This window comes from Nocardia sp. NBC_01327 (genome assembly GCF_035958815.1).
Taxonomy (GTDB): domain Bacteria; phylum Actinomycetota; class Actinomycetes; order Mycobacteriales; family Mycobacteriaceae; genus Nocardia.
The window spans coordinates 5,580,026-5,606,505 of the sequence record NZ_CP108383.1; the positions used below are offsets into that span (position 1 = coordinate 5,580,026).

At 67.1% G+C, this 26,480-nt stretch carries 27 protein-coding genes; 14 read left to right on the forward strand and 13 right to left on the reverse strand.

From position 1 onward, the window contains the following. Nucleotides 1-94: 94 nt before the first annotated feature. The gene (locus OG326_RS25795; protein WP_327139694.1) at nt 95-601 is read left to right on the forward strand and encodes an SRPBCC family protein; all 507 of its coding nucleotides are present in this window, start codon (nt 95-97) and stop codon (nt 599-601) included. Continuing rightward, nucleotides 601-1,647: an LLM class flavin-dependent oxidoreductase gene (locus tag OG326_RS25800; RefSeq protein WP_327139695.1), complete on the forward strand. Its 1,047-nt coding sequence runs from the start codon at nt 601-603 to the stop codon at nt 1,645-1,647. The genes OG326_RS25795 and OG326_RS25800 overlap by 1 nt, the downstream gene beginning before the upstream one ends. On the opposite strand, the gene OG326_RS25805 is transcribed toward OG326_RS25800, so the two are convergent. Beyond that, entirely contained in the window at nt 1,644-2,024 is a 381-nt protein-coding gene (locus OG326_RS25805; protein WP_327139696.1) for a PPOX class F420-dependent oxidoreductase, read from the reverse strand. The genes OG326_RS25800 and OG326_RS25805 overlap by 4 nt on opposite strands. On the opposite strand from OG326_RS25805, the gene OG326_RS25810 reads away from it, so the two are divergent. Further along, a complete protein-coding gene (locus OG326_RS25810; RefSeq protein WP_327139697.1) occupies nt 2,023-2,214 on the forward strand; it encodes a hypothetical protein in 192 nt (63 codons plus the stop codon). The two genes, OG326_RS25805 and OG326_RS25810, sit on opposite strands and share 2 nt — an antisense overlap. On the opposite strand, the gene OG326_RS25815 is transcribed toward OG326_RS25810, so the two are convergent. Both OG326_RS25815 and cobN read right to left on the reverse strand, forming a co-directional pair. After that, the gene (locus tag OG326_RS25815) at nt 2,192-2,731 is read right to left on the reverse strand and encodes a hypothetical protein (RefSeq protein ID WP_327139698.1); all 540 of its coding nucleotides are present in this window, start codon (nt 2,729-2,731) and stop codon (nt 2,192-2,194) included. The genes OG326_RS25810 and OG326_RS25815 overlap by 23 nt on opposite strands. A 313-nt stretch (nt 2,732-3,044) precedes the next feature. Next, entirely contained in the window at nt 3,045-6,653 is a 3,609-nt protein-coding gene (gene cobN, locus OG326_RS25820; protein ID WP_327139699.1) for a cobaltochelatase subunit CobN, read from the reverse strand. Nucleotides 6,654-6,926: 273 nt separating this feature from the next. Here cobN and OG326_RS25825 point away from each other — a divergent pair, with 273 nt between their 5' ends. The 3 genes from OG326_RS25825 to OG326_RS25835 all read left to right on the forward strand — a co-directional run bounded on the left by OG326_RS25825 (nt 6,927) and on the right by OG326_RS25835 (nt 9,149). After that, nucleotides 6,927-7,214 (forward strand): hypothetical protein, encoded by a 288-nt coding sequence (locus OG326_RS25825; RefSeq protein WP_327139700.1) that lies wholly within the window; start codon nt 6,927-6,929, stop codon nt 7,212-7,214. A gap of 37 nt (nt 7,215-7,251) precedes the next feature. After that, nucleotides 7,252-8,451, forward strand: a complete 1,200-nt coding sequence (gene cobG, locus OG326_RS25830) for a precorrin-3B synthase (RefSeq protein ID WP_327139701.1) — start codon at nt 7,252-7,254, stop codon at nt 8,449-8,451. A 149-nt stretch (nt 8,452-8,600) separates the two neighbouring features. Next, complete coding sequence (locus OG326_RS25835; RefSeq protein WP_327139702.1) at nt 8,601-9,149, forward strand: hypothetical protein; 549 nt, start codon at nt 8,601-8,603, stop codon at nt 9,147-9,149. On the opposite strand, the gene ddaH is transcribed toward OG326_RS25835, so the two are convergent. Beyond that, nucleotides 9,118-9,993, reverse strand: a complete 876-nt coding sequence (gene ddaH, locus OG326_RS25840; RefSeq protein WP_327139703.1) for a dimethylargininase — start codon at nt 9,991-9,993, stop codon at nt 9,118-9,120. The genes OG326_RS25835 and ddaH overlap by 32 nt on opposite strands. A gap of 159 nt (nt 9,994-10,152) precedes the next feature. On the opposite strand from ddaH, the gene OG326_RS25845 reads away from it, so the two are divergent. The 4 genes from OG326_RS25845 (at nt 10,153) to OG326_RS25860 (ending at nt 13,761) form a co-directional block, all read left to right on the forward strand. Further along, a complete protein-coding gene (locus OG326_RS25845) occupies nt 10,153-10,590 on the forward strand; it encodes an Lrp/AsnC family transcriptional regulator (RefSeq protein WP_327139704.1) in 438 nt (145 codons plus the stop codon). A gap of 62 nt (nt 10,591-10,652) precedes the next feature. Next, nucleotides 10,653-11,288 carry a precorrin-8X methylmutase gene (locus tag OG326_RS25850; protein ID WP_327139705.1) on the forward strand — a complete coding sequence of 212 codons (636 nt, stop codon included), beginning with the start codon at nt 10,653-10,655 and terminating at the stop codon, nt 11,286-11,288. Next, the gene (gene cobJ, locus OG326_RS25855) at nt 11,285-13,180 is read left to right on the forward strand and encodes a precorrin-3B C(17)-methyltransferase (RefSeq protein WP_327139706.1); all 1,896 of its coding nucleotides are present in this window, start codon (nt 11,285-11,287) and stop codon (nt 13,178-13,180) included. Before OG326_RS25850 ends, cobJ begins: the two co-directional genes overlap by 4 nt. Nucleotides 13,181-13,194: 14 nt before the next feature. Next, complete coding sequence (locus OG326_RS25860; RefSeq protein ID WP_327139707.1) at nt 13,195-13,761, forward strand: PadR family transcriptional regulator; 567 nt, start codon at nt 13,195-13,197, stop codon at nt 13,759-13,761. Between the two features lie 18 nt (nt 13,762-13,779). Here the strand turns inward: OG326_RS25860 and OG326_RS25865 are convergent, their stop codons facing one another. Next, complete coding sequence (locus OG326_RS25865; protein WP_327146584.1) at nt 13,780-14,514, reverse strand: cobalt-precorrin-6A reductase; 735 nt, start codon at nt 14,512-14,514, stop codon at nt 13,780-13,782. Continuing rightward, on the reverse strand, nt 14,511-15,452 hold the full coding sequence (locus tag OG326_RS25870) for a helix-turn-helix transcriptional regulator (RefSeq protein WP_327139708.1): 942 nt from the start codon (nt 15,450-15,452) through the stop codon (nt 14,511-14,513). Before OG326_RS25870 ends, OG326_RS25865 begins: the two co-directional genes overlap by 4 nt. 144 nt (nt 15,453-15,596) lie before the next feature. On the opposite strand from OG326_RS25870, the gene OG326_RS25875 reads away from it, so the two are divergent. Together OG326_RS25875 and OG326_RS25880 are read left to right on the forward strand one after the other, a co-directional pair. Further along, on the forward strand, nt 15,597-16,499 hold the full coding sequence (locus OG326_RS25875; protein WP_327146585.1) for an MBL fold metallo-hydrolase: 903 nt from the start codon (nt 15,597-15,599) through the stop codon (nt 16,497-16,499). A gap of 33 nt (nt 16,500-16,532) precedes the next feature. Next, nucleotides 16,533-17,957: a carboxylesterase/lipase family protein gene (locus tag OG326_RS25880; protein ID WP_327139709.1), complete on the forward strand. Its 1,425-nt coding sequence runs from the start codon at nt 16,533-16,535 to the stop codon at nt 17,955-17,957. Nucleotides 17,958-18,009: 52 nt separating this feature from the next. Here the strand turns inward: OG326_RS25880 and OG326_RS25885 are convergent, their stop codons facing one another. The 4 genes from OG326_RS25885 to OG326_RS25900 all read right to left on the reverse strand — a co-directional run bounded on the left by OG326_RS25885 (nt 18,010) and on the right by OG326_RS25900 (nt 20,502). Continuing rightward, nucleotides 18,010-18,378 (reverse strand): putative quinol monooxygenase, encoded by a 369-nt coding sequence (locus tag OG326_RS25885; protein ID WP_327139710.1) that lies wholly within the window; start codon nt 18,376-18,378, stop codon nt 18,010-18,012. 2 nt (nt 18,379-18,380) lie between these two features. Then, the gene (locus tag OG326_RS25890; protein ID WP_327139711.1) at nt 18,381-19,127 is read right to left on the reverse strand and encodes an MBL fold metallo-hydrolase; all 747 of its coding nucleotides are present in this window, start codon (nt 19,125-19,127) and stop codon (nt 18,381-18,383) included. A gap of 30 nt (nt 19,128-19,157) precedes the next feature. After that, the gene (locus tag OG326_RS25895; protein ID WP_327139712.1) at nt 19,158-19,964 is read right to left on the reverse strand and encodes an alpha/beta fold hydrolase; all 807 of its coding nucleotides are present in this window, start codon (nt 19,962-19,964) and stop codon (nt 19,158-19,160) included. A gap of 79 nt (nt 19,965-20,043) precedes the next feature. After that, a complete protein-coding gene (locus OG326_RS25900) occupies nt 20,044-20,502 on the reverse strand; it encodes a cupin domain-containing protein (RefSeq protein WP_327139713.1) in 459 nt (152 codons plus the stop codon). A 180-nt stretch (nt 20,503-20,682) separates the two neighbouring features. On the opposite strand from OG326_RS25900, the gene OG326_RS25905 reads away from it, so the two are divergent. Beyond that, a complete protein-coding gene (locus OG326_RS25905) occupies nt 20,683-21,528 on the forward strand; it encodes a helix-turn-helix domain-containing protein (protein WP_327139714.1) in 846 nt (281 codons plus the stop codon). Between the two features lie 34 nt (nt 21,529-21,562). Here OG326_RS25905 and OG326_RS25910 read toward each other — a convergent pair whose 3' ends face one another. Together OG326_RS25910 and OG326_RS25915 are read right to left on the reverse strand one after the other, a co-directional pair. After that, nucleotides 21,563-22,486 carry an NADP-dependent oxidoreductase gene (locus OG326_RS25910; RefSeq protein WP_327139715.1) on the reverse strand — a complete coding sequence of 308 codons (924 nt, stop codon included), beginning with the start codon at nt 22,484-22,486 and terminating at the stop codon, nt 21,563-21,565. 45 nt (nt 22,487-22,531) lie between these two features. Then, nucleotides 22,532-22,960 carry a nitroreductase family deazaflavin-dependent oxidoreductase gene (locus tag OG326_RS25915; RefSeq protein ID WP_327139716.1) on the reverse strand — a complete coding sequence of 143 codons (429 nt, stop codon included), beginning with the start codon at nt 22,958-22,960 and terminating at the stop codon, nt 22,532-22,534. 164 nt (nt 22,961-23,124) lie between these two features. On the opposite strand from OG326_RS25915, the gene OG326_RS25920 reads away from it, so the two are divergent. Next, entirely contained in the window at nt 23,125-23,670 is a 546-nt protein-coding gene (locus OG326_RS25920; RefSeq protein ID WP_327139717.1) for a MarR family winged helix-turn-helix transcriptional regulator, read from the forward strand. A 65-nt stretch (nt 23,671-23,735) separates the two neighbouring features. Here OG326_RS25920 and OG326_RS25925 read toward each other — a convergent pair whose 3' ends face one another. Next, nucleotides 23,736-26,456: a helix-turn-helix transcriptional regulator gene (locus OG326_RS25925; RefSeq protein ID WP_327139718.1), complete on the reverse strand. Its 2,721-nt coding sequence runs from the start codon at nt 26,454-26,456 to the stop codon at nt 23,736-23,738. Between the last annotated feature and the right edge of the window lie 24 nt (nt 26,457-26,480).

Genomic DNA, 26,480 nt, shown 5'->3' on the forward strand with positions numbered 1-26,480 from the left:
CTTCGAGACTCAGCAGATAAGACACGTGGACAGTACTTGCCCCTGTGGGTCTATCTACGCAACTATGGACGTCAACGGATGGAAGGAGCACGCTGTGGAATGGACCGGACAGGTCTACGCGGACACCCCGACAGTGGCGGCGCAGACGTACATCGAGGCCGCGCCGGAGCAGGTGTGGGAGTGCGTCAGCGATATACAGCTCATGCCCCGGCTCAGCGCGGAACTGCGCAGTGTCGAGTGGCTCGACGACGCCACCGGACCGGCACTGGGCGCCAGGTTCGCCGGGCAGAACATGCACGATGCGCTGGGCAGCTGGGAGACGATCAGCACGATCGTGACCTACGAGCCCGGACAACGCTTCGCCTGGGCCGTCGGATCACCCGAATACCCTTCCAGCATTTGGCGATTCACCCTCCGGCCGCAGGGCTCCGGGACCGTGCTGGAGCAGTGGACGCAGATGGGCCCGGCCCGATCCGGCCTCAGCTACGCCATCGACGCCATGCCCGATAAGGAGCAGAAGATCGTCTTCGTCCGCCTGCGCGAATTCGAGAGCGGTATCGAAGCCAACCTCGCCGCCATCAAGACCCTCATGGAGGCGTAATGCGCACCGCGACAACGATCGAAGGCTCGGCGGGCAGCTGGCGCGACCTCACCGAATTTGTGGTCGAGGCCGAGAAACTCGGACTCGATATCTGCTGGGTGGCCGAGGCGTGGGGCACCGACGCACCGACACCGCTGGGGTTCCTGGCGGCACGCACGGAGCGAATTCTGCTGGGCTCCGGCATCATTCAGCTCGGCACCCGCTCCCCCGTCACCATCGCGCAGACCGCCATGACGCTGGCGCAGCTGTCGGAGGGACGGTTCCTGCTCGGCCTCGGCGCCTCGGGACCGCAGGTCATCGAAGGGCTGCACGGTGTTCCGTTCGCCCGCCCGCTGACACGTATGCGCGAGACCGTCGAGATCATTCGCACCGTGTTCGCGGGCGGCAAGATCAGCTACCAGGGCAAGCAGTTCACCATCCCGCTGCCGGGCGATGCCCGTCCGATGCGGTTGAGCATGCCGCCGGTCTCGGTGCCGATCTACCTCGCGACGCTGTCCCCGAAAATGCTGGAGCTCACCGGCGAACTCGCCGACGGCTGGCTCGGCACCAGCTTCGTTCCCGAGGGCGCGGACGCCTATTTCACCCCTCTCGACGACGGACTGGCCCGCTCCGGCCGCACCCGCGCCGACCTGGATATCTGTCAGGGCGCGGAGATCAATATCGTCGCCGACGAAGCACAGCTCGCCGGAATCCTCGCCGGCCGCAAGATGGAACTCGCCTTCTCTCTCGGCGGTATGGGGTCCGGATCCACCAACTTCTACAACAATGCCTACAGCCGGCAGGGCTGGGCAGAGGTCGCGGAGCGCGTCCGCGAACGCTGGCAGAGCGGCGACCGCACGGGTGCGGCCACCCTGATCACCGACGATATGGTCCTGGCCACCACACTCATCGGCACCGAGGAGCGGGTGCGCGAACGCCTGCGGGTCTGGCGGGACACCGGGGTCGACACCGTCCGCCTCTACCCGGCCGGTGACACCCTGCACGACAAGCTGGACAACCTCGGCCGCGGCATCGACATGATCCGCGAACTCGGCGAGCGCGCCTAGCTCTGCGGAATGATCGCCAGGCCCACCGATCGGTCCGCGCCCAGCACGAGTTTGTGACCGCGAATGGCGAGCGTGCCGAGCAGCCCGTACTTGCGTCCCACCACCGTGCGCACGAGTTCGGTACCCGCCGGGTCCAGCACCTGGGCGGTGCCGGGCAGGATCTCCTCGCCGCGCGGCCTGCCCCGGCTATCGCAGATCTGCACGGTCACCTGCGGATTGCGGCGAATTCGCTTGACCTTCCAGGTTTTCGGATTGGTCCACACCAGGATGCGGGCGCCGTCCGGAGCCACCCAGACCGGGGTCGAGACCGCGGCGCCGTCCTTCTTGTATGTGGTGAGCAGGGCGTATTTGGCCTGAGCCACATCGTTCCAAGTCATGATCGAACGGTATGCCCGCCGCACCGCGACGGCATCCGTCCGCAAGCGCAATCGCGGCTACGACCACAGTCGTACGGGCGTCACGGTCGAACCGCCGGGCCGGTCGCCCGGTCCGGCGGTCCGCCATACGCACGGCCAGGTGCTGCCCTGGCACAGCCGTGCTCACCTCAGGGCTGATCTCCGGCGATGATCGCGCCGAGCAGGCCACCCACGCCGCAGCCGACTATGGCTCCGACCACGAAGAAGAAGAATCCGACCACCGCGCCGACAATGCAGCCGATGACCGCCCCGCCCACGATCGAACCGGCATTGGCCACATTCTCCAGCGCGACCGTTTGCGGTGTAGGCGCCGCGATATCGGCCGCGTTCTCGGGACGGACGGTCAATGTCGTCCCGGCGGAGTCGATTTCGGGGATCACATGCAGCGATCGGTCCGCCAGCTGATAGGCCAGCGGTAGCGACGCGATGGACTCACCGTTGGGCCCGATCACATTCACCGTCCCGCCGGCCAATTCGAAATGGCCACCGGCGAGCGTGGTGCTGACGGCGGAGCGATCGGGCGCCAGGCTGGTGGTGTACTCGACCCCTCGATCGACACCACTGATGCCCGGTTGCGCCAGGACCGGTTCACCGTGTGCGGTGACGGTCGCGACGCAGAGCGCGGCAATCGAAAGAAGTGTTGTTGCGGCGAATTTGGCAATTCTCATGATGACTACCCTGCATTCGAAAGAGCCGATTCACCGCAGGTCGAGTACTGCATTCCATGTCATCGATGACACGGCGAACGCCGGAGACTACGACTCGATATGCGCGCACAGGATTCACGCGGCGAATCAGGGAATCCACATCCAATTATCAATCGCACTAGTGTGATTGGAGTCCCGGGCGTCTTCCCCGAGTGTGACGACGGGACCATTCTTATGGTCCTCTCAGACTCACCCGGAGGATAGAACAGGTGTCCGGGTTGTCCGCCGATGTCCTCTGCGGACAACCCGTCATGCCGCGTGAAGCGGAATTCGCCTATTCCAGTTCGCCTTCGGTTTCCAGGTAGACCTGACGCAGACGCTCCAGCGTATCGGCCTCCGGGGCTTCCCAGAGCTTGCGCTCGGCCGCCTCCAGCAAACGCTCTGCAATGCCGTGCAGCGCCCATGGATTCGACTGCTCCATGAACTTGAGATTCACCTCGTCGAATACATAACTCTCGGCCAGCTTTTCGTACATCCAGTCCGCGACCACATTGGTGGTGGCGTCGTAGCCGAAGAGGTAATCGACCGTGGCGGCCATTTCGAACGCGCCCTTGTAACCGTGCCGGCGCATGGCCTCGAGCCATCGCGGATTCACCACGCGGGCCCGGAATACCCGAGCGGTCTCTTCGGACAGCGTGCGGGTGCGCACCGCATCCGGCCGGGTGCTGTCGCCGATATACGCCTCGGGATTCTTACCCGTGAGCGCGCGCACCGCCGCCACCATGCCGCCGTGGTACTGGAAATAGTCGTCGGAGTCGGCGATATCGTGTTCGCGGGTGTCGGTGTTCTTGGCCGCCACCGCGATTCGCCGATACGCGGTGCGCATATCGTCGGCGGCGGGCGCGCCGTCGAGATCGCGGCCGTAGGCGAAACCGCCCCAGGCCGTGTAGACCTGCGCCAGATCGTCATCGGTGCGCCAGCTCTTGGAATCGATGAGCTGCAGCAGACCCGCGCCGTAGGTGCCCGGCTTGGATCCGAAGATGCGGGTGGTGGCGCGGCGCTCGTCGCCGTGCTCGGCCAGATCCGCCTGGGCATGTGCGCGAACGTAATTGGATTCGGCGGGCTCGTCGAGTTCGGCGACCAGGCGCACCGCATCATCGAGCAGTGCGAGCACATGAGGGAAGGCATCGCGGAAGAACCCGCTGATGCGCACGGTCACATCGATGCGCGGACGGCCCAGCTCCTCGAGATCGATCGCGGCCAGTGTGGTGACGCGGCGGCTGGCCTCATCCCAGACCGGGCGCACACCGAGCAGTGCGAAGACCTCGGCGATATCGTCACCGGAGGTGCGCATGGCGGAGGTACCCCATACCGAAAGACCCACGGAGCGCGGGTATTCGCCGTGATCGGCGAGATAGCGCGCCAGCAGCGAATCGGCCATGGCCTGACCGGTTTCCCACGCCAGCCGCGACGGGACCGCCTTGGGGTCGACCGAATAGAAATTGCGGCCGGTGGGCAGCACATTGATGAGCCCGCGCAGCGGTGAACCACTGGGACCGGCCGGAATGAATCCGCCATTGAGCGCGTGCAGAATGCGGGTGATCTCGATCCCGGTCTGCCGCAGGCGCGGAACCACCTCTGTCGCAGCGAATCCCATGACCCGGCGCACGACGTCCAGACGGGCCGAGTCCTCGGTGCCGACCAGATCTTCGGTAACGGCGTCGATGGAATCGACATCCCAGTCGACCTCCTGCATGGCCGCGACCAATTCCCGGGCGCGGGACTCGACGGCATCGACCCGCTCGCGCGATTCGTCACCACTTTCACTGAGCCCCAGTGCTTCTCGCAGACCCGGCACATTCACCTCGCCGCCCCACAGCTGACGGGCGCGCAGCATGGCGAGCACCAGATCCACCTCGGCCTCACCGGCGGGCGCCTGGCCGAGAATATGCAGCCCGTCGCGGATCTGCACATCCTTGATCTCGCACAGCCAGCCGTCGACGTGCAGCAGCATATCGTCGAAGACGTCCTCGTCCGGCCGCTCGGCCAGACCGAGGTCGTGATCCATCTTGGCCGCGCGCATGAGCGTCCAGATCTGCTGGCGAATGGCGGGCAGCTTGGCCGGATCGAGGGTGGAGATATTGGCGTGCTCGTCGAGCAGCTGCTCCAAACGCGAGATATCGCCGTAGCTTTCGGCCCGCGCCATGGGCGGAATCAGGTGATCGACCAGGGTGGCGTGGGCGCGGCGCTTGGCCTGCGTGCCCTCACCCGGATCGTTCACCAGGAACGGGTAGATGAGCGGCAGATCCCCGAGCGCCGCATCGGTGCCGCAGGAGGCGGACATGCCGAGGGTCTTACCCGGCAGCCATTCCAGATTGCCGTGCTTGCCCAGATGCACCATGGCGTCGGCGGCGAACCCGTCGGGCGCGGCCAGCCAGCGGTAGGCGGCCAGATAGTGGTGGCTCGGCGGCAGATCCGGGTCGTGGTAGATGGCGACCGGGTTCTCGCCGAAACCGCGCGGCGGCTGCACGATCAGCACGATATTGCCGAAACGCAGTGCGGCGATGACGATCTCGCCCTTCGGATCGGCGGAGCGATCCACATACAGTTCGCCGGGCGCCGCGCCCCATGCCTCGGTGACGCCCTCGCGCAGATCCTCCGGCAGCGTGGCGAACCAGGCGCCGTAGGTATCGGCGCCGATGCGAATCGGGTTGCCCTCCAACTGTTCCGCCGTCAGCCAGTCCGGATCCTGGCCACCGGCGGCGATCAGCGCGTGGATGAGCTTGTCGCCGTCACCCTCCTCGAGTCCGGGGATCTCCCCCGGCTCGCCGAGATAGTAACCGGCGGAACGCAATTCATTGAGAATCCGGAGCGCGCTGGCCGGGGTGTCCAGGCCGACGGCATTGCCGATTCGTGCATGCTTGGTCGGATAAGCCGACAGTACGAGGGCAATATGCTTGTCCGCGTTGGGGATATGCCGAAGTCGCGCGTACCGCACCGCGATTCCGGCCACGCGGGCGGCGCGCTCCGGATCGGGCACATAGGTGGACAGGCCGTCCGCGTCGAACTCCTTGAAGGAGAACGGCACCGTGATGATGCGGCCGTCGAACTCCGGCACCGCCACCTGGGTGGCGACGTCCAGCGGGGAGAGGCCGTCGTCATTGGCCTGCCACTGCTCGCGGCCGCTGGTGAGGCAGAGTCCCTGCAGGATCGGCACATCCAGATCGGCGAGCGCGCCCACATCCCAGGCCTCGTCATCACCACCGGCCGAGGCGGTGGCCGGTTTGGTGCCGCCGGCCGCGAGCACGGTCACGATGAGCGCGTCTGCCTGGCGCAGCTCGGCCAGCAGATCGGTCTCGGCGGTCCGCAGCGAGGCGCAGTACACCGGCAGCGCCCGCGCGCCCTTGTCCTCGATAGCCTGGCACAGCGCATCGATATAGCCGGTGTTCCCGGCCAGATGCTGCGCCCGGTAATAGACGACCGCCACCGTCGGCGCACCCTCGGCTATCGGGCGCGAATCCCGTTCCAGCCGGCCCCAGCTGGGCAGCTCCACCGGCGGCTCGAAACCGAATCCGGTGAGCAGCACGGTGTCGGAGAGAAAGTTGTGCAGCTGCAAGAGGTTTCCGGGCCCACCGGCCGCCAGATAGTTGTGCGCGTCGGCGGCCACACCGCCGGGCACGGTGGAGCACTCCATGAGCTCGGCATCCGGTGCGATCTCACCGCCGAGCGCGACCAGCGGAGTCCCGCTGGCGCGCACCGCCTCCAGACCTTCCTCCCACGCCCGCTTACCGCCGAGAATGCGCACGATCACCAGATCGGCGCCCTCGAGCAGCGCAGGCAGATCCTCCGGCAGCAGTCGCGCGGGATTGGCGAGCCGATACTCGGCTCCACTGGCACGTGCGCTCAGCAGATCGGTATCGGACGTGGACAGCAGCAAAATCACAGGTTTCGGCCTTCCTCGGGTGACGCGCCCAGCACGGTGTGGCGCTCGACGGGAAGGTCTGACTGTCACAGTGGCGCGACCGCACCGGAATTGCACCGGCTACTTCCGTCCGACGAGCCCGCCGATGCTATCGCGCCCGGATCACAGTGCGGCAAAGCCTGGTCGGCAATGCTGTTCCGCTATGAAATCCGCGCGTACGCTGCCGGTATGCCGAACACACCAGGATGGGTCAGGCGGAATCGATTCGCTGCCTGGTCAGGATATCTTTGCGCATTGGTTGCCTTCGCAATGCTGGGCATGACTTTGGTCGCTGCCGGCAGTGGCAATACGCGGTACGCGATGCTCGCGGGCATCATCTTCGCCGCCACGGCTCTCTTCGGGATCACGGTGCAGTTGACCACCGTGCACCGGGACCATCTCGATCACCACAACACCCCGAACCTGCTCCAGGACACCTGGGAAACGTCACCGGCCTTCGCGCTGCGCCGCGGTGTCCCGAGCTCGATCGAACCGCACCAGGCCGGTTGGCCGGAATGGCAAGCGCAGCACGGACCTCGATAATCTCCCGCACCGCCGGTCGCCGTAGGCTTGACCGGTCATGACCCGAACAGATCCCGATTCCTGCCCGGGCGTGCTGCGCCTGCACGACGCCGCCGACGGGCCCCTCGCGCGTATTCGCGTGCCCGGTGGGCGCCTCACCCCGCAGCAGCTGCAGGCGCTCGCCGAGGCGTCGAGCGAACTCGCCGACGGCAGTATCGAACTCACCTCACGCGGCAATGTGCAGCTGCGGCAGGTGCGCGACGCACGCGCACTCGAAGCGCGGCTCACCGCGGCCGGGCTGCTGCCGAGCGCCTCGCACGAGCGCATTCGCAATATCATCGCCTCACCGCTGGCCGGGCGGGTCGGCGGCGCGGCCGATGTGCACGAACTGGTTCCCGCACTCGATGCAGGATTGCAGGCCGACCCGCGACTGGCGGAATTGCCGGGGCGCGTGCTCTTCACGCTCGATGACGGACGCGGTGATGTCAGCGGGCTCGGCGGGGATATCGGTGTGCACGCCGTGGATGGCGACACCTATGCCCTGCTGCTGGCGGGTGCGGACTCCGGGGTGCGGGTGCCCGCCGGCGACGCGGTCGACCTCATGCTCGCGGCGGCGCACGGCTTTCTCGAACTGCGCGACGGGCAGTGGCGGCTGCACGAGATCCCCGACGCCGGTCCCCGCCTCGCCGATCGCCTGCTGAATTCGCGGTCCGGTCTGGAGGCCAGTGCCGAATCCGTCGAAATCGTTGTGCGGCACGAGATTCCGATCGGCTGGATGACCCAGGGCGATGATCGCGTGGCATTGGGCGCGGGTGTGCCACTCGGTTCCCTGCCCGCGCGCACCGCCGAATTCATCGCCGCCGTCGAGCGGCCGATTCTGCTGACCCCGTGGCGCAGCCTGGTGATCGCCGATCTCGACGAATGGGCCGCCGAGCAGGTGGTGCGGGTGCTCGCCCCCATGGGATTGATCTTCGACGCCCACTCGCCCTGGCTACTGGCCAGTGCCTGCGCGGGCATGCCGGGCTGCGCGAAATCCCGGACCGATGTGCGCGCCGATGTGGCCGAGGCGGTCGAATCCGGCCGCATAGTGCCCGCAGGAGCACCCCAATTCGCGCGCGAAGGGCTGGAAGCCGCCGAGATCGTGGCCTCCGGCCGTCAGCACTGGTCCGGCTGCGAGCGGCGCTGCGGCCGCCCGCGCGGCGCGGTCACCGACATCATCGCCACCACCGACGGCTACCGCATCGATCCGGCCGACTGAGAATCTCATTTCGGCACGACTCCCCGGTCATGGGGGTGCGAGGTTTCCTCCGCACTGTTCATGGCGATCTTTCCGGCGCACAGTGGATGGTTCAGACAGCTTGGCGTGTTGTCCGGATCAGGCATACGGATCGGGTGCAGGAGGTCGGCATGACCATTTCGAGAATGGGCGATGAGGAGATCGCGGCCATGTCCGATGTGGAGCGGCGCGAGCTCATCAAACGATTGCGGGTGTGGGAGCCGCGGCTGCCGCGGCCCGAGGTGGTGCGGTTGCATCGCCGGATTCGATTGACGCTCATGGTCGGCGGATGTCTCGCCATGATTCCCTGGCTGGTGTACCTCGGTCTCACGCTGCCCGCCGACTATCACGCCCGCAACTGGTCGCTGACCTGGATCGGGTTCGATGTGCTGCTGGTGCTCATGATGGCCGCCACCGCCTATCTCGGGTGGCGGCGGCAGGTCCTGCTGGTACTGCCCGCCTTCGGCACCGGAATGCTGCTGCTGGTGGACGCCTGGTTCGATATCGTCACCGCCGCACCCGAGGATCTGTGGGTCTCGGTGACCACCGCGGTGGTCGCCGAGATTCCACTCGCCCTACTACAGATCAGCGGGGCGATCTTCCTGCTGCGATTCCTGGTGCAGGCGCATCCGCTGCACGATCCTGCGGTCAGTCCATGGAAGGCAACGCTGCCGTTCTGACCGAATGCTGTTCCATGGTGCAGCACTTCACACTGCCACCGGCCTTCAGCAATTCCGACAGGTCGATGCCCACCGGTTCGTAGCCGCGGGCCCGCAACTGCGCCGCCAAACCGGTCGCGCGCTCGCTCATGAAGACGTGGTAGCCGTCGCAGACGCCATTGAGGCCCAGCACATTCGCATCGTCCTCGGTGGCCAGTAGCGCGTCCGGGTACATGCCTGCGAGCAGCCGTGCGCTCTCACCGCTGAAGGCCGCCGGGTAGTAGGCGATGGTGTCATCGAGCACCATGAGCGCGGTATCGAGATGGTAGAAGCGCGGATCGATCAATTCCAGTGAGATGACCGGTAATTCGAAGAACTCCTGCACCTCCTCGTGTGCGGCGCGGGAGCTGCGGAATCCGGTGCCCGCCAGAATGCGGTCCCCGGCAATGGCGAAATCACCTTCGCCCTCATTGGTTTCGCGGGCGGCCAGCACCTGGGTGAAGCGTTGTGCGGCAAGCCAATCGTGATAGGCCGGGCCTTCGGCGGCGCGCTCGGGATTGGCGAAGCGGGCCGACAGCGCCCGGTCACCGATCACCAGACCGCCATTGGCGGCGAACACCATATCGGGCAGGGCGGCCACACCCTCGACCACATCGACCACATGCCCGTGCCGTTCATAGGTGGCGCGCAGGTTCTCCCACTGTGCCCGTGCCAGCGCACGATCCACGGGAGCGGAGGTGTCCATCCAGGGATTGATCGCGTAGTAGACGTCGAAGTGATCGGGGCGGCACATGAGGTAGCGGCGCGGAGTGGGGCGGCGGATGCCTGCGGGTTCGGGTGCGCGAAGCGTGGCTACGGAGGTCAACGAGGCTCCTTCGGGAACAGCGCGGACAATGCTTGATCCCGAAGGTAAATGGCGTACCGTTGCGCTTGAAATAGCGAATCGTTGCGTAGATTTATAAATTAGCGGCGAATCATTGCGTCGGTGGCGACAAGCAGCACACTTCCGCGAACGGAGAGACCGGTGGACGATCTCGATCGGCGAATTCTGGCCATTCTGCTGAAGCAGGCCCGCGCGTCCTTCCAGGAGATCGGCGCGATCGTCGGACTCTCCGCGCCGGCGGTCAAGCGCCGCGTAGACAAGATGGTGGCGGGCGGGCAGATCACCGGTTTCACCGCCCTGGTCAATCCCGCGGCACTGGGCTGGCGCACCGAGGCCTACGTCGAGGTCTACTACCGCGACAACATCTCCCCCGCCGAACTGCGCCGCAGCCTCGAACCCATCCCCCAGGTGATCGGTATCTGGACGATTGCCGGTGAGGCCGACGCCCTGGTGCACGTCATGGCCACCGATATGGCCGAAATCGAGGTCACCGTCGAGCGCATCCGGGAGAACGCCCGCGTCGGCCGCACCCGCAGCAGCATTGTCATGTCCCGATTGCTGGAACGCCCGCGCACCTGATTCCGAGGGGCCGACGCCACCCGCTCCCAGCTCACGCGCAGGGGAAATCTAGGGTGGACCCCATGTCCGACGTGCGCACCAGCTACCTCACCGACGGGGCCGAGATCTATCGGCGCTCGTTCGCGACCATTCGCTCCGAAGCGGATCTGGCCCGCTTCCCGGCGGACGTGTCGCAGGTGGTGGTGCGCATGATTCACGCCTGCGGGCAGGTGGATCTGGCCGGGGATGTCGAATTCAGCAACGATGTGGTGACCAGGGCGCGGGCCGCGATGCGCGCGGGCGCGCCCATTCTGTGCGATGCGAATATGGTCGCCTCGGGCGTCACCCGTAAACGGCTGCCCGCCGACAACGAGGTCCTGTGCCTGCTCGGTGATCCGCGGGTGCCGGGTCTCGCGGCCGAGATGAACAACACCAGATCCGTTGCGGCGCTGGAACTGCTGCGCGACCGGATGGAGGGTGCGGTGGTGGCCATCGGCAATGCGCCGACCGCGCTGTTCCACCTGCTCGACATGCTCGACGCCGGTGCCCCGAAACCCGCTGCCGTGCTCGGCATTCCGGTCGGCTTCATCGGCGCGGCCGAATCCAAGCAGGCCCTTGCCGAATACAGCGGCATCGAATTCCTGACCGTGCGTGGCCGGCGCGGCGGTAGCGCCATGACCGCTGCCGCCCTCAATGCGATTGCGAGCGAACAAGAATGAGCGGCAAGCTCTGGGGTGTGGGTCTGGGCCCCGGCGATCCGGAACTGGTGACGGTCAAGGCGGCGCGGATCATCGGCGCGGCCGATGTCATCGCCTTCCACAGCGCCCGGCACGGACGCAGCATCTCCCGCGCCATCGCGGCGCCCTATATGCGCGAGGGCCAGCTCGAAGAGCATCTCGTCTACCCGGTGACCACCGAGACCACCGATCACCCCGGTGGTTATCAGGGAGCCATCGACGAGTTCTACGAAACCGCCGCCGCGCGCCTCGCCGAACATCTGGCCGCCGGACGCTCGGTCGCCCTGCTCGCGGCCGGAGACCCGCTGTTCTACAGCTCTTTCCAGCACATGCACCGCCGCCTGGCCGACCACTTCGATACCGAGATCATTCCCGGCGTCACCTCGGTCAGCGCCGCCTCGGCCGCCCTGGGCACCCCGCTGGTCGAGGGCGATCAGGTCCTCACCGTCCTGCCCGGCACCATGCCCACGGACGAGCTCACCCGCCGCCTGCGCGAGGCCGACGGCGTCGCCATCATGAAACTCGGCCGCACCTACCCCGGCGTCCGCCAGGCCCTCGCCGACTCCGGCCGCCTCGCCGACGCCTACTACGTCGAACGCGCCAGCTCCACCCGCCAGCGTGTCCTGCGCGCCGCCGACGTGGACGAGGCCAGCGTTCCGTACTTCGCCATCACCGTGGTCCCCGGCCCGAAGCCGGTCACGCGAATCACCCTGACGGACACCACGTCCGGCGCTTCATCGACCGAATCCACGCTCGCGGCCGCCGGATCCGCAGGCGCGGTCGATACGCCCCGCCGCACTGCCCCCGGAGCAGTGACATCACGCGCAGCCACCGCGCAGGCCGCGACCGACACAGCCGCCGGTACTCCCGCACCGAGAGCGAGCACATCCGCAGGGGATACCGTCGTTACGACCACGAGCACCACAGCTGCCGATACCGCTGCGGTTCATATCCTTCCATCGAGCGCACCCGCCGCGGATACTGCCGGGACAGGTGCCGTGACGGTGCCTACCGCTCCGTCGACCGCGCCCGCCGCAGATCCCACTGCCACGACGACGAGCACGATTGTCGCCGGCACCGTGGCGGCTCTCGCCGTCGCCGCGAGCGCGGCCGCGGCGCAGGACGATTCGATCGGTGAGGTGGTGGTGATCGGACTGGGACCCGGGGCCGCGGAGTGGACTACGCCGGAGGTGACGCGCGCGCTGGCCGAGGCTACCGATATCGTTGGCTACGCGACGTATGTGAATCGGGTGCCGGAGCGGGTGGGACAGCGACGGCATTCCAGTGACAACAAGGTCGAATCCGAGCGGGCGGCAATGGCTTTGGATCTGGCCAAGGGTGGTGCGAGGGTCGTGGTTGTTTCGGGTGGAGATCCCGGGGTATTCGCCATGGCGGCGGCGGTGGTCGAGGAGTCGGCCGACCCGCAGTGGCGCGATGTGCCGGTCCGAGTGCTGCCCGGGGTGACCGCGGCCAGCGCCGTGGCCAGCCGCGCGGGTGCACCGCTCGGGCACGATTTCGCCATGATCTCGCTGTCGGATCGGCTGAAGCCGTGGGAGGTGGTGGCCGGGCGGATCTCCGCGGTGGCCGCCGCGGATATGGCGTTCGCCGTCTACAACCCGGCGTCGTCGCAGCGCACCTGGCAGGTGGCCGCCATGCGTGATCTCGTGCTCGAGCACCGCACGCCGGAGACCCCGGTGGTGATCGGGCGGGATGTGGGCGGTCCGGCCGAGTCGGTGCGGGTGGTCACCCTCGCCGAGCTGGACCCGGCCGAGGTGGATATGCGCACCCTGCTGATCGTGGGCGCGTCGACCACCACGGTGTTCGACGCGGCCGGCGGGCCCCGGGTGTTCACTTCTCGACGGTACGGCGACTAATATTCCATAGTGGAATGCAGGCTGGAAGGAGTGTAGTGGCAGACGACAAGACGCGGCGCCCTCTCAATTCGACGGCCGCATCGTTATTGGGATTCCTCCATCAGGGCGATATGTCCGGCTGGGACCTGGTCGCCCAGGCGCAGGATCGCATCGGCGACTTCTGGACCATCACCCAGAGTCAGGTGTACCGCGAGCTGGCGACCATGCATCAGCACGGCCTCGTCGAGAAGGGCGAGGCCGGAGCGCGCGACCGCACGCCCTACCGCATTACCGAGGACGGCCGGGAGGCGTTCGCGGAGTGGATCGCCCGCGATCCGGGCGCGGAGACCATCCGGGTGCCACTGCTGCTCACCCTGTCCTTCGGCGAATTCGTCGATCCGGCCCGCCTGGAACGCATTATCGCCGCCAATCGCCCACTGCACGAACAGCGCCTGACCTCCTACCTCGCCGGACACGACGAGGAGCGCATGTCACCGTTCGAGCGCGCCACGGTGGATTTCGGCATTCGCTACGAACGCGCGGTACTGGACTGGTTCGACCGCCTCCCCGAGCTGCTCGACCCCAGCAGCCGGTTGTCCTAAACCTGTCACCCGATTGCCCTAGACCTGTTGCCGCAGCCAATCCCACGCTGCGGCAACAGTTTCCACCCGTACCGCACCTGCGGGCAACGGCGGCCGTTCGATCATCACGACAGGCAGCGCGAGCGCGCGGGCAGCGGCGAGTTTGGCCTCGGTCAAGGCTCCCCCGCTGTCCTTCGTCACCAGCACATCGATCCGCTGATCGGTGAACAGCGCGGTTTCCTCCGCGACGCTGAAAGGTCCACGCGCCAGCAGCAATTCATGCCGCGACGGCACCGCGTCCTCGGGCGGGTCGATGGCCCGAATCAGAAACCACTGCGGCGAGCCCGCGAAGGCCGCCACCCCTTGCCTGCCGATGGTGAGGAACACCCGCTCCCCCAGTCCAGCAACGGTTTCCGCCGCACCGGCCAGATCCGGCACCCGTATCCACCGATCCCCCGCCTGCTCACTCCAGCCCGGGCGGCGCACATGCAGCACCGGCAACCCCGCCTCCGCAGCCGCCCACGCGGCATTGGCGGTAATCCCCCCGGCGAAAGGGTGCGTGGCATCAACCACCCCCTCGATCCCATTCTCGGCAATCCACGTCCGCAGCCCGTCCGCTCCCCCGAATCCCCCCACACGCACCGCGCCCACCGGCAACACGGGTTCGCGCACACGTCCGGCGAGCGAGGACACAATCTCGAATCCTCGCTCACCGGAAGCGATATCAGCGATTTCCCGGGCCTCCCGGGTACCCCCCAGAATCAGAATCTTCAGAGCCGCTCACCACTCTCCTGAGTAGTGCCGACAGCAGCGGCACAGCCGGTCCCAGCGTCCGTGCAGGATAGCGCCTCGGGCCCAGCCTGGACGGTCCGCTGGGCGAGCAGGGTGAGCGCGTTCTCCGAACGCGATCCGCTCGCGGTGGTGACGACGGCGACGGACTGCTCCGGTGAGCGAGCCACGATCAGGATGTGCTGGGTGACCGTGAGCGTGCCCACCAGGGGGTGGCGGAGTTCGTACTCGTCGGCTTCGCACGGGGTGACCCGGTGATCGCTCCACAGTGTCGCGAACGTGGGGCTTTTCATGGACAGCTCACCGATCAGGGAGGCCAGTCGCGCGTCCTCGGGGTGCCGACCGGCGACGAGGCGAAGATTGCCGACCACGGCGCGGGCCTTGCGCTGCCAATCCACGTACAGGTCGCGGGTGTGCGGGTCGAGGAACAGGAGGCGGGCCAGATTCGGGCGATCGGCGGGGCGATCCGGCGCGCCGGCATCGATGTGCCCGGCCAGCAGCGCGTGACCGAGCGTGTTCCAGGCCAGCACATCGGTGCGCCGGCCGAGGACCATGGCGGGCGCGGTCTCGAACGAGCGCAGCAGATCACGGGTCAGCGGGCTGAGCCGCTCCGGCGCCGGAGCGCGCTGCGGCCGGGGACGCTGGGTGGCGAGTTCACGCAGATGGGCCCGTTCATGCTCATCGAGCCGCAAGGCCGCGGCGAGCGCGTCCAGGATGGCATCGGACGCATTGACCGACTGGCCCTGTTCCAGGCGTGTGTAGTAGGACACGCTCACCCCCGCCAGCTGGGCCAGTTCCTCCCGGCGCAGCCCGCTCACTCGCCGCCGCTGCGGAAACGACTGCAGGCCGACCTCTTCCGGACGTAGACGTGCACGTCGCGCATGCAGGAACTCCCCCAGCTGACCAGCGATACCCGAACTCACCTCCCCAGTATGCGTCGCACCCGCACGGCGAGCCTGTCCCTGCCCGGGGTAGGCACAAGCAGGGCTGGTTGACCCCGCGCACCTCGCCGCACGCTGGTCGAAAGATCAACGAACGGCAAAGGAGCAGCTGTGAACGACACGGTTATGAATGACATCGTGCTCGGAGATGTGACGATCACCCGGGTCATGGAGTACTCCGGCTCGGTCGAGATGTCGCCGGCCACCTTCTTCCCGGAAAGCCCCGACACGGCATGGCGGCAGCACCAGTCCTGGCTTGCGCCGGACTTTCTCGACCCGCAGACCGACGCGTGCCGATCGGCTCTGCAGACCTGGGTGCTGCGCAGCGAGGGCAAGACGATCCTCATCGACACCGGCGCGGGCAATCACAAGGAGCGGCCGTACGCGCCGGTATGGGGTCACCTGGACACCGACTTCCTGGACAATCTCGCTCGCGCCGGGATCGCACCCGAGGACGTCGACGTGGTGGTCAATACACATTTGCATGTGGACCATGTCGGCTGGAACACCCGCCTGCACGACCGCACCTGGGTGCCGACCTTCCCCAATGCCACCTACCTCATGCCCAGGCGCGATTTCGATTTCTGGAATCCCGCCAACGGCCACGAGACAGTGTTCGGGCGCGGCAACCAGAACGTCTTCGAGGACAGTGTGGCCCCGGTGCACCAGGACGGCCGAACGGTGCTGTGGGAGAACAGCTATCGGATCGATGCGAACTTGACCCTGGACCTCGCACCCGGGCACACACCCGGTTCGTCGGTGGTGACGCTGGAGTCGGGCGGCGATCGGGCGCTGTTCGTCGGCGATCTGCTGCACAGTCCACTGCAGTTCATCGAACCCGATATCAACAGCTGCTTCTGTGAGGATCCGGTGCAGGCCAGTGCCACTCGGCGGCGGTTGCTGGGCTGGGCCGCGGAGCAGCACGCGCTGGTGTTGCCCGCGCACCTCGCGGGGCACGGCGCCGCCGAGGTCGCGCGCGAGGGCGGCCGGTTCTTCATCAAGGAGTGGGCCGGCTTCGACCGCATCTGACCCGCCTCCGATCCGCAGAACAGGGAGCAAGCAGTGTCCGACCCGATCGTCACCACCACCGAGGGACTCGTCCGCGGCCGCGCCGAGAACAGCGCCCGCGTTTTCCTCGATATCCCCTATGCCGCACCGCCGTTCGGCGCGGCACGGTTCACCGCACCCATGCCGCACGCACCATGGCAGGGCGTTCGAGACGCCACCCGTCCCGGGCCGACCGCACCGCAGCCACGCCGGGACGGCTTCGGGACCCTCGACATGTCACCCTATTTCGGTCCCGGCTGGGTACCCGGCGAGGACTATCTGACGGTGAATGTGTGGGCGCCCTCGACGGCCCGCAACAGCCCCGTCATGGTTTTCGTGCACGGCGGCGGGTTCGTCGCCGGTTCCACCCGGTCCCCGCTGTACGACGGAACGGCTTTCGCCCGCGACGGCGTCGTGCTGGTGACTCTCAATTACCGGCTGGGCATCTCCGGATTCCTCGATCTGCCCGGCGCACCGGCCGATCGCGGTCTGCTCGACGTTCTCGCCGCACTGCGCTGGGTGCGCGGCAATATCGAAGCGTTCGGCGGTGATCGCGGCAATGTCACCGTATTCGGCCAGTCCGCCGGGGCGACGATCATCACCGGAATACTCGCGCACCCCGACGCGCGGGGCCTGTTCCATCGCGCAATCGTGCAGAGCGGCAACGGGCTCGGCGCCTTCACCGGCGAGCAGGCGGCACGAGTCACCCATGCCGCCGCCACCGCGCTCGGTATCGAGCCCACAGTCCCCGCCTTCGCCCGGATACCGGACGAACAGCTCATCGCGGTCCTACCGAAGCTCACCGGACTCGACCTGAGGACCGCTACCGACTACGACCCGCTGGTCGGACTGAGCCCGTTCAGCCTGGTGCTGGAGCATCAGCCCGCCGACACCGTGGCCGCGGGGGCCGGTGCGGAGATAGCCCTCCTCGTCGGCACCACCACCGAGGAGGGCAATCTCTACCTCGCGCCGCAGGGCAACCTGACAACCTCGACCGATCAGGACGTGCAAGACATCGCTACCAGGGTCCATCCAGACCCCGCCGCGCTGATCGCACACCACCGCGCGCACCGCCCGCAGGCCACGCCGGGTCACCTCCGCTCGGCAATCCTGGGCGACGCGTTATTCGGCATCGGCACCCGCCGACTCGTACGGGCACATGCCACCCATGCCCCGACCTACACCTACGAATTCACTTGGCGCTCAACCGCACTGAATGGCGAACTCGGTGCCGCGCACACGGTGGAACTGCCCTATGTATTCGACCACCTGCATCTGCCCGCACTCCGCGGCCCCCGCGGGCTGCTCGGCGACACCGAACCTCCCGCTACGCTCGCCACCGAGATGCACGGCGCGTGGGTCCATTTCGCCCGCACCGGCAATCCAGGCTGGACACCGCAGGAAACCCATTCCTTCTCCGCAGTTCCTCACCCGGAGTAATGGGATCGAGAACTGCTGTGCCCGTGGCGAAGTCCCCACTCTTCGCGGCATCTCACGGGATGGGGATCTCGTTCAGCTGGAAGAGGCTTCCCGGGCCTCCCGTGCTCAGTGCGGGGATGGACGCGATGAAGTCGTGTACGTGGCCGGTTGCGAGGTGGGCGTCGAATGCGGCTGCGCTGGTGTAGATCTCGTAGAGGTAGAAGCGGCCCGGGATATCACGGGCTTCGTAGGCGGTGAAGGTGACGCAACCCGGTTCGTTCCGTACCGCGCGGACCAGGTCGACGATCCTCTCCCGAAACGCTTCGGCCAAACCGGGTTTGGCATCGAGGACCGCGAGCATCGGGCGCGGCGTCGGATCGGTGACATCGACGCGCATACTGCGGTGCTGCAGACTCGTGGTCAGGAAATCGTTGTCGCTCATGGTCACAGCTCCACTCGAATGCCGGGCTCGACGATGCGGACGGTGGTGTCGGGGGCGAGTTTGCGTGCGGCGTCCAGGTAGTGGCGGGGGTCGCGGTCACTGCTGGTGATGAGCCGATCTCCGAGCCAGCCCTTGGTGAAGGCGTAGTGGTGCGGCATGGCGAGTTCGGGGGCGAGAACAGCGGTCAGTTCGGCGGCCTCGTCGGCATTCATGACCACCTGCATATTGTGGGCGGGCCGCACATGCAGGCCGTTGGTGGGCAGCAGCGCCACCGAGATATGGCCGAGCCGTTCGGGAATCTCGGCCAGTTCCGGGATCAGCAGGGTGTCGCCGGCGAAGTACACCGCGTCGTCTCCGGCACGCAGTACGAAGGTGATCTCGTGGACTCCGTGTTTGGCCGGGGCCGCGGTGATGGTGACACCACCGATCTCGATCTCCTGCCAGGGCTGCAACCCGGTGACATTGTCGAAGCCGGTGCGCCGTGCGTGATCGACAACGGTTTCGGCCACCACGAACGGGACGCCGTGGTCACGGTAGGTGGCGAAGGTTTCCAGATCGCAGTGGTCGTAGTGGTCGTGGCTGATCAGCACCGCATCCAGGTCCGGAAGTTCGCCGATGCCGATGGCGATCGGTTCGCCCTGGTAGTAACCGGGTCTGGTGCTGAACCACGGGTCGGTCAGGAAGGTGCGGCCGCCGATCTCGATCAGATGGCAGCTGTGCGTCACGCGGGTGACAGCGATTGTCGACATGATTGGTCCCCTTGGATCGAAGGTCGGTGGTCAGCGCGCGAAGGCGGAGAAATCGGTGTCCGCGCAATCCCAGATGGCGCGCAGCACCTGATCGGGTGTTTCCATCTGCGAGGAGTGGCCGGTGTCGGGCAGCAGCTGGAATCTGGCCAGCGGAATGGCCGCGGCGTACGCGCGCCCGTACTCCACATCGACGACTCCGTCGCTGTCCCCCCACAGCACCAGGGCCGGAATCTCCAGGCCCGCAAGGCGTTCGGAGAGTCCTGGATCGGTCATCGAGACGCCCGCGTAGGCGGCGAGCGCGGCCCGGTTGCCCGCGGCGACGGCCTGCGCCGCCGGGGGAAGGGTCGCCGGATCGAAGCGGAACGGGTCCGGGTTGTGGAAGCTGAGGGCGAAGACCTCGTCCATGGTCAGGGAGAAGAAGTCCGCGACCGGATGTCCGGGCACGTCGAGGCCGACGGCATCGATGAGCACGATGCCGCTGACCCGCGGATTCTTCAGCAGGGCGATCTCGGCGGTGATCCAGCCGCCGACGGAGTTGCCGATCACGGTGACATCGGCCAGATCGAGCTGCTCGAGCAGCGCATCATAGAGCGCGGCGAGAGCGGTGACACCGCTGAGGTTCTCGGGACGGGCGGTGCCGTCGAAACCCGGATGGACCGGGGCCAGCACGCGCACGTCGTTGGTGGTGGCGAACAGTTCCGCGAACGCGTTCACCGATTGCGGTCCGGCCCCGCCGTGCAACAGCAGAAACGGTTGCCCGGCGCCGTATTCGGCGACAGTCAACTCGACCGGTCCGATCCCTGCGAGGGTCACGGTATGGATCGTGGTGGTGGACATGAGTTCTCTTTTCGCATGTGGTGAATCCCCGTTGCCATGCAGGCAATTCGGGCTGCGGTGGACGAATAGCGAGGTGGCGCTACGCGAAGTCGGTCGCCGGTTCGGTGGCATATCGGCTCATGACCTGGATCTGCGCGTCCGGGGTCAGGGGCTGGCCTTCGGCGATCATGTCGCGCAGGTCCCGGAAGTACCGGACGTACAGGTCCGGGGTGAATGTGTTGAGCATGACCGTGGTCTCGTCGGTCGGATTGGCGAAAGTGTGCGGGGCGCCGGGCGGGACCATCACCAAAGTGCCTGCGGGCGCGTCGTATGTGGTGTCGCCGACGGTGAACCGCGCCGTGCCGGACACCACGTAGAAGCCCTCGTCGTGCTGGGCGTGCCGGTGTTGCGGCGGCCCGTCGGTGTGTGGGGCGATGGTGATCTCACCGATTCCGAGGCGGTGGCCGGTGGTCGACCCGTCCTCGAGAATCCGCATGCGGGTCGTTCCGAGCTGGATGGTTTCCCCGCCGTCGGGGCCTACCACCGAAACGTCGTCCATATTCGTCTCCTTGCCGGGACCGTTCGAGCAGGCTCCCGAACGGTTGATTCGACAAGCGTCGCGCGAGCAGGCAGGGCGCAGCCAGGGCCAGGCTGTCCCACCCAGAGACACAGCGCCCGGTGAGATGCGTTGACGTACCGTAAATTTGGCCCCCACACCAGGACAGATACGGAACAGCCCATGGGGACCTCGCACAACTTCGGCTCGCTCCTCCGCGAGTACCGCAACCGCGTCTCACCTGCCGATCTGGGCCTGCTCCCCGTGGCAGGGCAGCGCCGCACGCCCGGCCTGCGCCGCGAGGAGCTCGCCGAACTGAGCAGGGTCTCGGCCGATTACATAAAACGCCTCGAACAGGGCCGCAGTCGCCCGTCCGCATCGGTGATCAACGCACTGGCACGGGTACTGCGACTCTCGCCGGCCGAATACGAGCATCTGTGTGCGCTGACCGGCCACACCATCGCCCAGCCGGGCGAGCGACCGCACACCGTCGACGCCGCGACACGGCAGTTGCTCGAACGATTCGATATGCCCACCGCGATCTACGATGCGGGCTGGACCTTGCTGGCGTACAACACACCCGGCCTGCGCCTGTTCGGGGATCCGGCGCCGTACGGCAGCCACGCCAGCAATATGGCCTGGCGATTCTTCATGGAACCGGCCAACTTCGTCTGGGAATCCGACGCTCAGGCAACACAATTCAAGACCTCGCTGGTCGCCGACCTGCGCGAGGCCGCGGACCGCTACCCCTACGATGAGAACCTGGCCAAACTCGTCGCCGAGCTACGCGCCACGCACAAACTCTTCGACGACCTGTGGTCCAGCGCGTCGGCCACAAAGCTCAGCGGCACCCGCGGAATCACCCACCACCCCGCCGTCGGCTCGATCGAACTCGACGCGAACATGCTGGCCGTCCCCACCGGCGACCTCAAGATGGTCGTCTTCACCGCCGAGCCGGGCACCCGCGACGCACACCGCCTGTCAGCTCTCGCCGACGACCACCAGAGCGGGCTGCACTACCCCCGATAGCGACGATCGGACGCCGTGCCCGGCAGTGCGGCTCTCATGGTTTCAGGACGATCTTGCCGCGGGTGTGGCGGTATTCGAGTTCGGTGTAGGCCTCGCGGACTCGCGACAGCGGGTAGATATTCGCGATCTCGACTTCGAGGTGTCCGTCCGCGATCAGGCCGGCCAGCTCGGCGAGCACCTCGGCGCCCGGCCCGGCCTCTGCCCCTCCGTCGGTTTTCACCCCGTATTTCGCGGCCGCCGCGAAATCGGCGATGGTGTCGATGCGTCCGGGCGCGACGCCGAGGGCGAGGGCCAGTTCGACGTATCCATTGCCGTGCGTGTCGATGAACGCGTCGACTCCCTCGGGTGCGGCGTCCTTGATCCGGTCTGCGACACCGTCTCCGTAAGCAATGGGAATCACACCGTAGCGGCGCAGCCACGCGTGGTTGCGCTCGCTCGCCAGGCCGATGACCGTGGCCCCGGCACGGCGCGCGAGCTGGACGGCGAGCGAGCCGACGCCCCCGGCGGCTCCCGCGACAACGACGGTCTCGCCCTTCTCGAGCTGAACGGAATGCACTGCGCCCCAAGCGGTCACGCCGGCGACATAGAGTCCGCCGGCCACCTCCCAGGAGATGTTTTCCGGCTTTCGTATGAGGTTCCCGGCCTCGACCAGAACCAGCTCAGCCTGCGAAGACCGCTGCTGCGAGAACCCGATCACCTCATCGCCGGGCGCGAATCCGCCGGCGCCCGCGCCGACCTCCGCAACGATCCCGGCGAGATCGCTACCCTGCCCCGACGGAAAGGTCGAGGGGAATATGTCCGCCACCGCACCGGTGCGGATGGCCGCCTCACTGGGGTTGATGCCCGCCGCTTCGACCTGAACGAGGACTTGCCCGGGTCCAGGCACCGGACGTTCGACCTCCTCTACTCGCAGCACGTCGATTCCGCCGAACTCGTTGTACCTGACTGCCTTTGCCATGATCTCTGCATCTCCGTCCGGATGGAATCGCGTGCCCGCGGTGGCCTACGCCCTGCCGAGCTCGAGAACGGGAATCGTTCGTACTCCAGCGGTTTGACGTTCGTACTCGGCGAAGCCTTCATAGCGCCGCGCTTGCTCGGCGTAGACCCGATCGCGTTCAGCGCCGGGTAGTTCGCGAACAGTCACCTGGTACGTCTCGGTCCCACGCTCGACAACACCCTCACCGGCATCGGTCAAGTTGTAGTACCAGTCGGGGTTGACACATGCTCCGCCCCTGGTCGCGAAGACGTACACGATGTCCGGATCGGTGGCGTGCGGGAGGTACATCACCGGGCTGATGTACTGCCGTCCGCTCTTACGGCCGCGATGATGCAGCAGGACGATCGGAGCACCCGCGAACACCCCGCCGACTCTGCCCTCGTTCGCTCGAAACTCCGCGATCGTCTTGGCATTCCGGTCGAGCGCTGCACTCATGTCGAACCCCTGTCGTTCACCGATCCCAGCGGCGGAGGATGCCGATCGGATCGACTGCCGGTGCTGTGCCGCCGGCTCCAGTTGTTTCTATGTAAACAAATCAACCGTAAGCCGCAAGAGAGTTACATGTCAACAAAATGACCGTCGCCGGTAGGCTCGATGCCATGGATCAGGAGTCGCTGAACGAGCGGGAGACCCGTGCCTGGGTTTCGTTCCAGCACATGCGCATCGAGGTCAATGTTGTGCTCGCGCGCATGCTGACCCGCGAGTTCGGGCTGACCGAGGCGGATTTCGTGATCCTGCTCAGACTGTCCAACAGCCCGCAGCACCGGATGCGCGCCCGCGACATGGCCGCCGCGCTGCAATGGGATCGAAGCCGCCTCTCCCGCCAGGTCTCCCGCATGGAAACTCGCGGCACAGTAGTGCGCGCACCGAGCGAGGGCGACGCTCGCGGCTACGATGTCACGCTGACCGAGGCAGGCTGCGCCGCGTTCCAGGCCGCCTGGCCGTCCTATGTGGCAGGCATTCGCCACTGCTTTGCCGACGTGCTCGCCCCGGATCAACTCGACGCACTTGCCGACATCGCCGACACGATCGACCGCCACTTCACCGCTGAGCACCACCCGGGCGGACTGGACGACCCGGCGAAAACAGCCGGCGCTCGCACAACAGCGGCCGGTCTCGAACTTCCCGTAGATGTCGAGCCCTGAACACCACGTGATCGGCGAAACGTGTTCGCCTGCAACGAATAACGCCCGTCGCGTCGTAGCTTCTCCTACTCGGGAGCGCCTCGTGGATCGAGTGCATCGCGCAGAGCTGCTCTCGAGGTCACCCCCAGTTTGGGAAATACTTGGTAGAGGTGCGTGCCGACGGTGCGCGGGGAGAGGTACAGGCGTTCGCCGATCTGCTTGTTGGTCAGACCGGAGGCGGCCAGCAGGGCGATCTCTCGTTGCTGAGGGGTGAGGACGTCGGTGGTGGCGGGCGGCGAGGCGGCCGGCTGGCCGGTGGCACGCAATTCGGTGCCGGCGCGGTTCGACCACGGGACGGCGTGCAGGCGGTCGAAGGTGTCGAGCGCGGCGGCGAGTTGGCGGCGGGCTTCGGTGGTGGCTTTCGCCCGGCGCAGCCGTTCACCGTAGGCGAGTTGAATTCGCGCCTGCTGGAAGGGCCATCGATCGGCATCGGATATTGCGAGCGCCCTATCGAACAGGTCGCGATAGTGCTCGGGCGTGGCGACCATCGCCTGCGCGCCGGCGGTCACCAGTGCGAGTCGCGGCGAGATCGCCGCGACCTCGGCATCGAGGATCGCGGTCACGTGCCCGAGCGCGTCCTCACCGCGGCCCGCGCGGACCGCCGCCTCGACCAGCTCCAGGATGACCCAGAGCGCATGCGGCGCGTGCGCGGGAACCGTACCGGGCTGGCAGACGGTCAGGGCGTGCTGGTAGGCGGCCTCGTAGTCACCGCGCCCCAGCTCGGCGAGTGCTTTCGCGTGCGCGGCGTAGTCGGTCAGCATCCCGATGCGGTTCGGCGCGGCCCATCGAATGAGGTTGTCGGACAGGGTTTTCGCGGTGTCGTAGTCTCCGCGCGCGGCCGCGACGTAGGCCTGCTGGAAATGCAGGAGGCCGCCGAGGATCGTATACCCGTGCTGCACAGCGAGTTCGAGTCCCTCGGTGGTCATCCGCTGAACGAGATCCCACTCGCCGGTCATCAGGCAGTCGTAACCGAGCACGACGAACGCTTCGATGGCGGAGGTGATCGCACCACCGGCGCGGCCGTGGGCGACGATATGTTCCAGTGCCGCACGGCATCCCGCGACTCGATCGACATAGACCGCCGCGATTCCGATCCGCACGACATAGGCGTGATCGGTCTGCTCGCGGATGCTCGCGATCGCCGCCTCCAGCCGCGCCACCGTCGACACCGCGCGGCGAGCCGGTTCCACGAAGGTGCCGCCCAGCAGCACGAGGAATTCCGGCGGTTCGGGATCGAGACGTTCGAGCGCGGTGAAATATTCCTCGGCCAGCCCTGTCCGGGAACCGAAGGCGCACGCGGCCTGCAGGACATACAGGGCTTCGACCAGCGTCCGATCCTGCGGGTCGGAGGGATCGCGCACTCCCTTGATCGCACCGACCAGCAACCGGTGGATGGTGTCGATGTCACCGCCGCGGTTGGTCATCAACGCTGCGGCGGCGAGCGCGCCCGCCGGTGAGCCGCCCGGCCCCTGTTCCGCGTCGGAGATCAATCGGTGGGCCTCGGTCAGATCGCCGGTGATGTCCGCACCCAGATATGCGGCGACCATCACCCTGCGGTTGTGGTCCTCGGGTCCAGGGCTGAGTTCGGCTGCGCGCAAGAGCAATCCGATCGCACCCACCGGGTCGCCGCGGCGCTGTGTCCGGGTGGCGGCGTTCTCGAGCAGTTCCGCCACGTGCTCGTCGGGCCGATCGGCGGCGTGGGACAGGTGCCAGGCTCTGCGGTCCGGATCCGCCGAAAACCGTTCGGCCAGTTCCTGATGCGCTCGGCGGCGCTGTTCGTGCGTGGCCAGCGCGACGACCGCGGCGCGGACCAGCGGATGCCGGAACCGGGGCCGGGGGTCACCGGCATCGATGCGCACCAGGCCCAGCTGCTCGGCCGCCTCGAGGTCCTTCGTCCCGTCCGCACCGGCGTGAACGCCCGCTCGCGCGCCGGGTTCGTCGCCGGCCAGTGCTGCCAGGAGCAACTGCAGGCGTGACTCGGCGGGAAGGCTCTCGATGCGGCGGGCGAACAGTGTGTGCAGCCGCCGCCCGACTCGGGTCACCCCCGGCGCACGGTGCGCACTCTGCGCGCCCGGCAATTCCACCAGGGCGAGCGGATTGCCCTGCGCCTCCGCGAGATAGCGTCGCCGACTACGCGTGGACAGCTGCGGGAAGTGTTCGATCAGCAGCGCGGTGGCCGCGCCCTCGTCGAGAGGGCCGAGTTCGATCTCGTCGAGCCCTTCGGATTCGAAGTAATTGTCTTCGCCGGTACGCACCGCCGCGATGAAGCCCACGCGGATGCCGTGCAGGCGCCGCGCGACCATGCCCAGCACCTGCGCGCTGGCCCGATCCATCCAGTGCAGATCGTCGACGACCAACAGCACCGGCCGATCGGCCGCGGCCCGGATCAGCAGCGCCCGTACCGCATTGGACAGGGTCAGCCGATCGGGCGCCGAGCCGTCCCGCAGTCCCAGACCGGACTCCAGCGCCCGGCGGTGGGGACCGCTGAGCCGGTCCACGTCGTCCAGAAGCGGGTAGAGCAACTGGTGCAGTCCGGCGTAACCGACCTCGGCCTCGAATTCCACACCCGCGGAACGCAGTACCCGGAAACCGGCCGCCGCGTCCACGGCCGCGGTGAGCAGGACGGTCTTCCCGGCACCGGCATCCCCGGCGATCAGCACCGCACCGCCGCCGACAGCGAATTCCGTTGTGAACGAATTCAACTCGGCGAGCTCACGGTCTCGGCCGATCAGATGCACCGATGCCACGATCACCGATGCTATCGGAGTCTG

Coding starts and splice junctions, on each gene's coding strand:
- OG326_RS25800 (WP_327139695.1), top strand. CDS start 601: ATGCGCACCGCGACAACGATCGAAGGCTCGGCGGGCAGCTGGCGCGAC.
- OG326_RS25810 (WP_327139697.1), top strand. CDS start 2,023: ATGATCGAACGGTATGCCCGCCGCACCGCGACGGCATCCGTCCGCAAG.
- OG326_RS25805 (WP_327139696.1), bottom strand. CDS start 2,024: ATGACTTGGAACGATGTGGCTCAGGCCAAATACGCCCTGCTCACCACA.
- OG326_RS25815 (WP_327139698.1), bottom strand. CDS start 2,731: ATGAGAATTGCCAAATTCGCCGCAACAACACTTCTTTCGATTGCCGCG.
- cobG (WP_327139701.1), top strand. CDS start 7,252: ATGACCCGAACAGATCCCGATTCCTGCCCGGGCGTGCTGCGCCTGCAC.
- OG326_RS25835 (WP_327139702.1), top strand. CDS start 8,601: ATGACCATTTCGAGAATGGGCGATGAGGAGATCGCGGCCATGTCCGAT.
- OG326_RS25850 (WP_327139705.1), top strand. CDS start 10,653: ATGTCCGACGTGCGCACCAGCTACCTCACCGACGGGGCCGAGATCTAT.
- cobJ (WP_327139706.1), top strand. CDS start 11,285: ATGAGCGGCAAGCTCTGGGGTGTGGGTCTGGGCCCCGGCGATCCGGAA.
- OG326_RS25860 (WP_327139707.1), top strand. CDS start 13,195: ATGCAGGCTGGAAGGAGTGTAGTGGCAGACGACAAGACGCGGCGCCCT.
- OG326_RS25875 (WP_327146585.1), top strand. CDS start 15,597: ATGAATGACATCGTGCTCGGAGATGTGACGATCACCCGGGTCATGGAG.
- OG326_RS25885 (WP_327139710.1), bottom strand. CDS start 18,378: ATGAGCGACAACGATTTCCTGACCACGAGTCTGCAGCACCGCAGTATG.
- OG326_RS25890 (WP_327139711.1), bottom strand. CDS start 19,127: ATGTCGACAATCGCTGTCACCCGCGTGACGCACAGCTGCCATCTGATC.
- OG326_RS25895 (WP_327139712.1), bottom strand. CDS start 19,964: ATGTCCACCACCACGATCCATACCGTGACCCTCGCAGGGATCGGACCG.
- OG326_RS25900 (WP_327139713.1), bottom strand. CDS start 20,502: ATGGACGACGTTTCGGTGGTAGGCCCCGACGGCGGGGAAACCATCCAG.
- OG326_RS25905 (WP_327139714.1), top strand. CDS start 20,683: ATGGGGACCTCGCACAACTTCGGCTCGCTCCTCCGCGAGTACCGCAAC.
- OG326_RS25910 (WP_327139715.1), bottom strand. CDS start 22,486: ATGGCAAAGGCAGTCAGGTACAACGAGTTCGGCGGAATCGACGTGCTG.
- OG326_RS25915 (WP_327139716.1), bottom strand. CDS start 22,960: ATGAGTGCAGCGCTCGACCGGAATGCCAAGACGATCGCGGAGTTTCGA.
- OG326_RS25920 (WP_327139717.1), top strand. CDS start 23,125: ATGGATCAGGAGTCGCTGAACGAGCGGGAGACCCGTGCCTGGGTTTCG.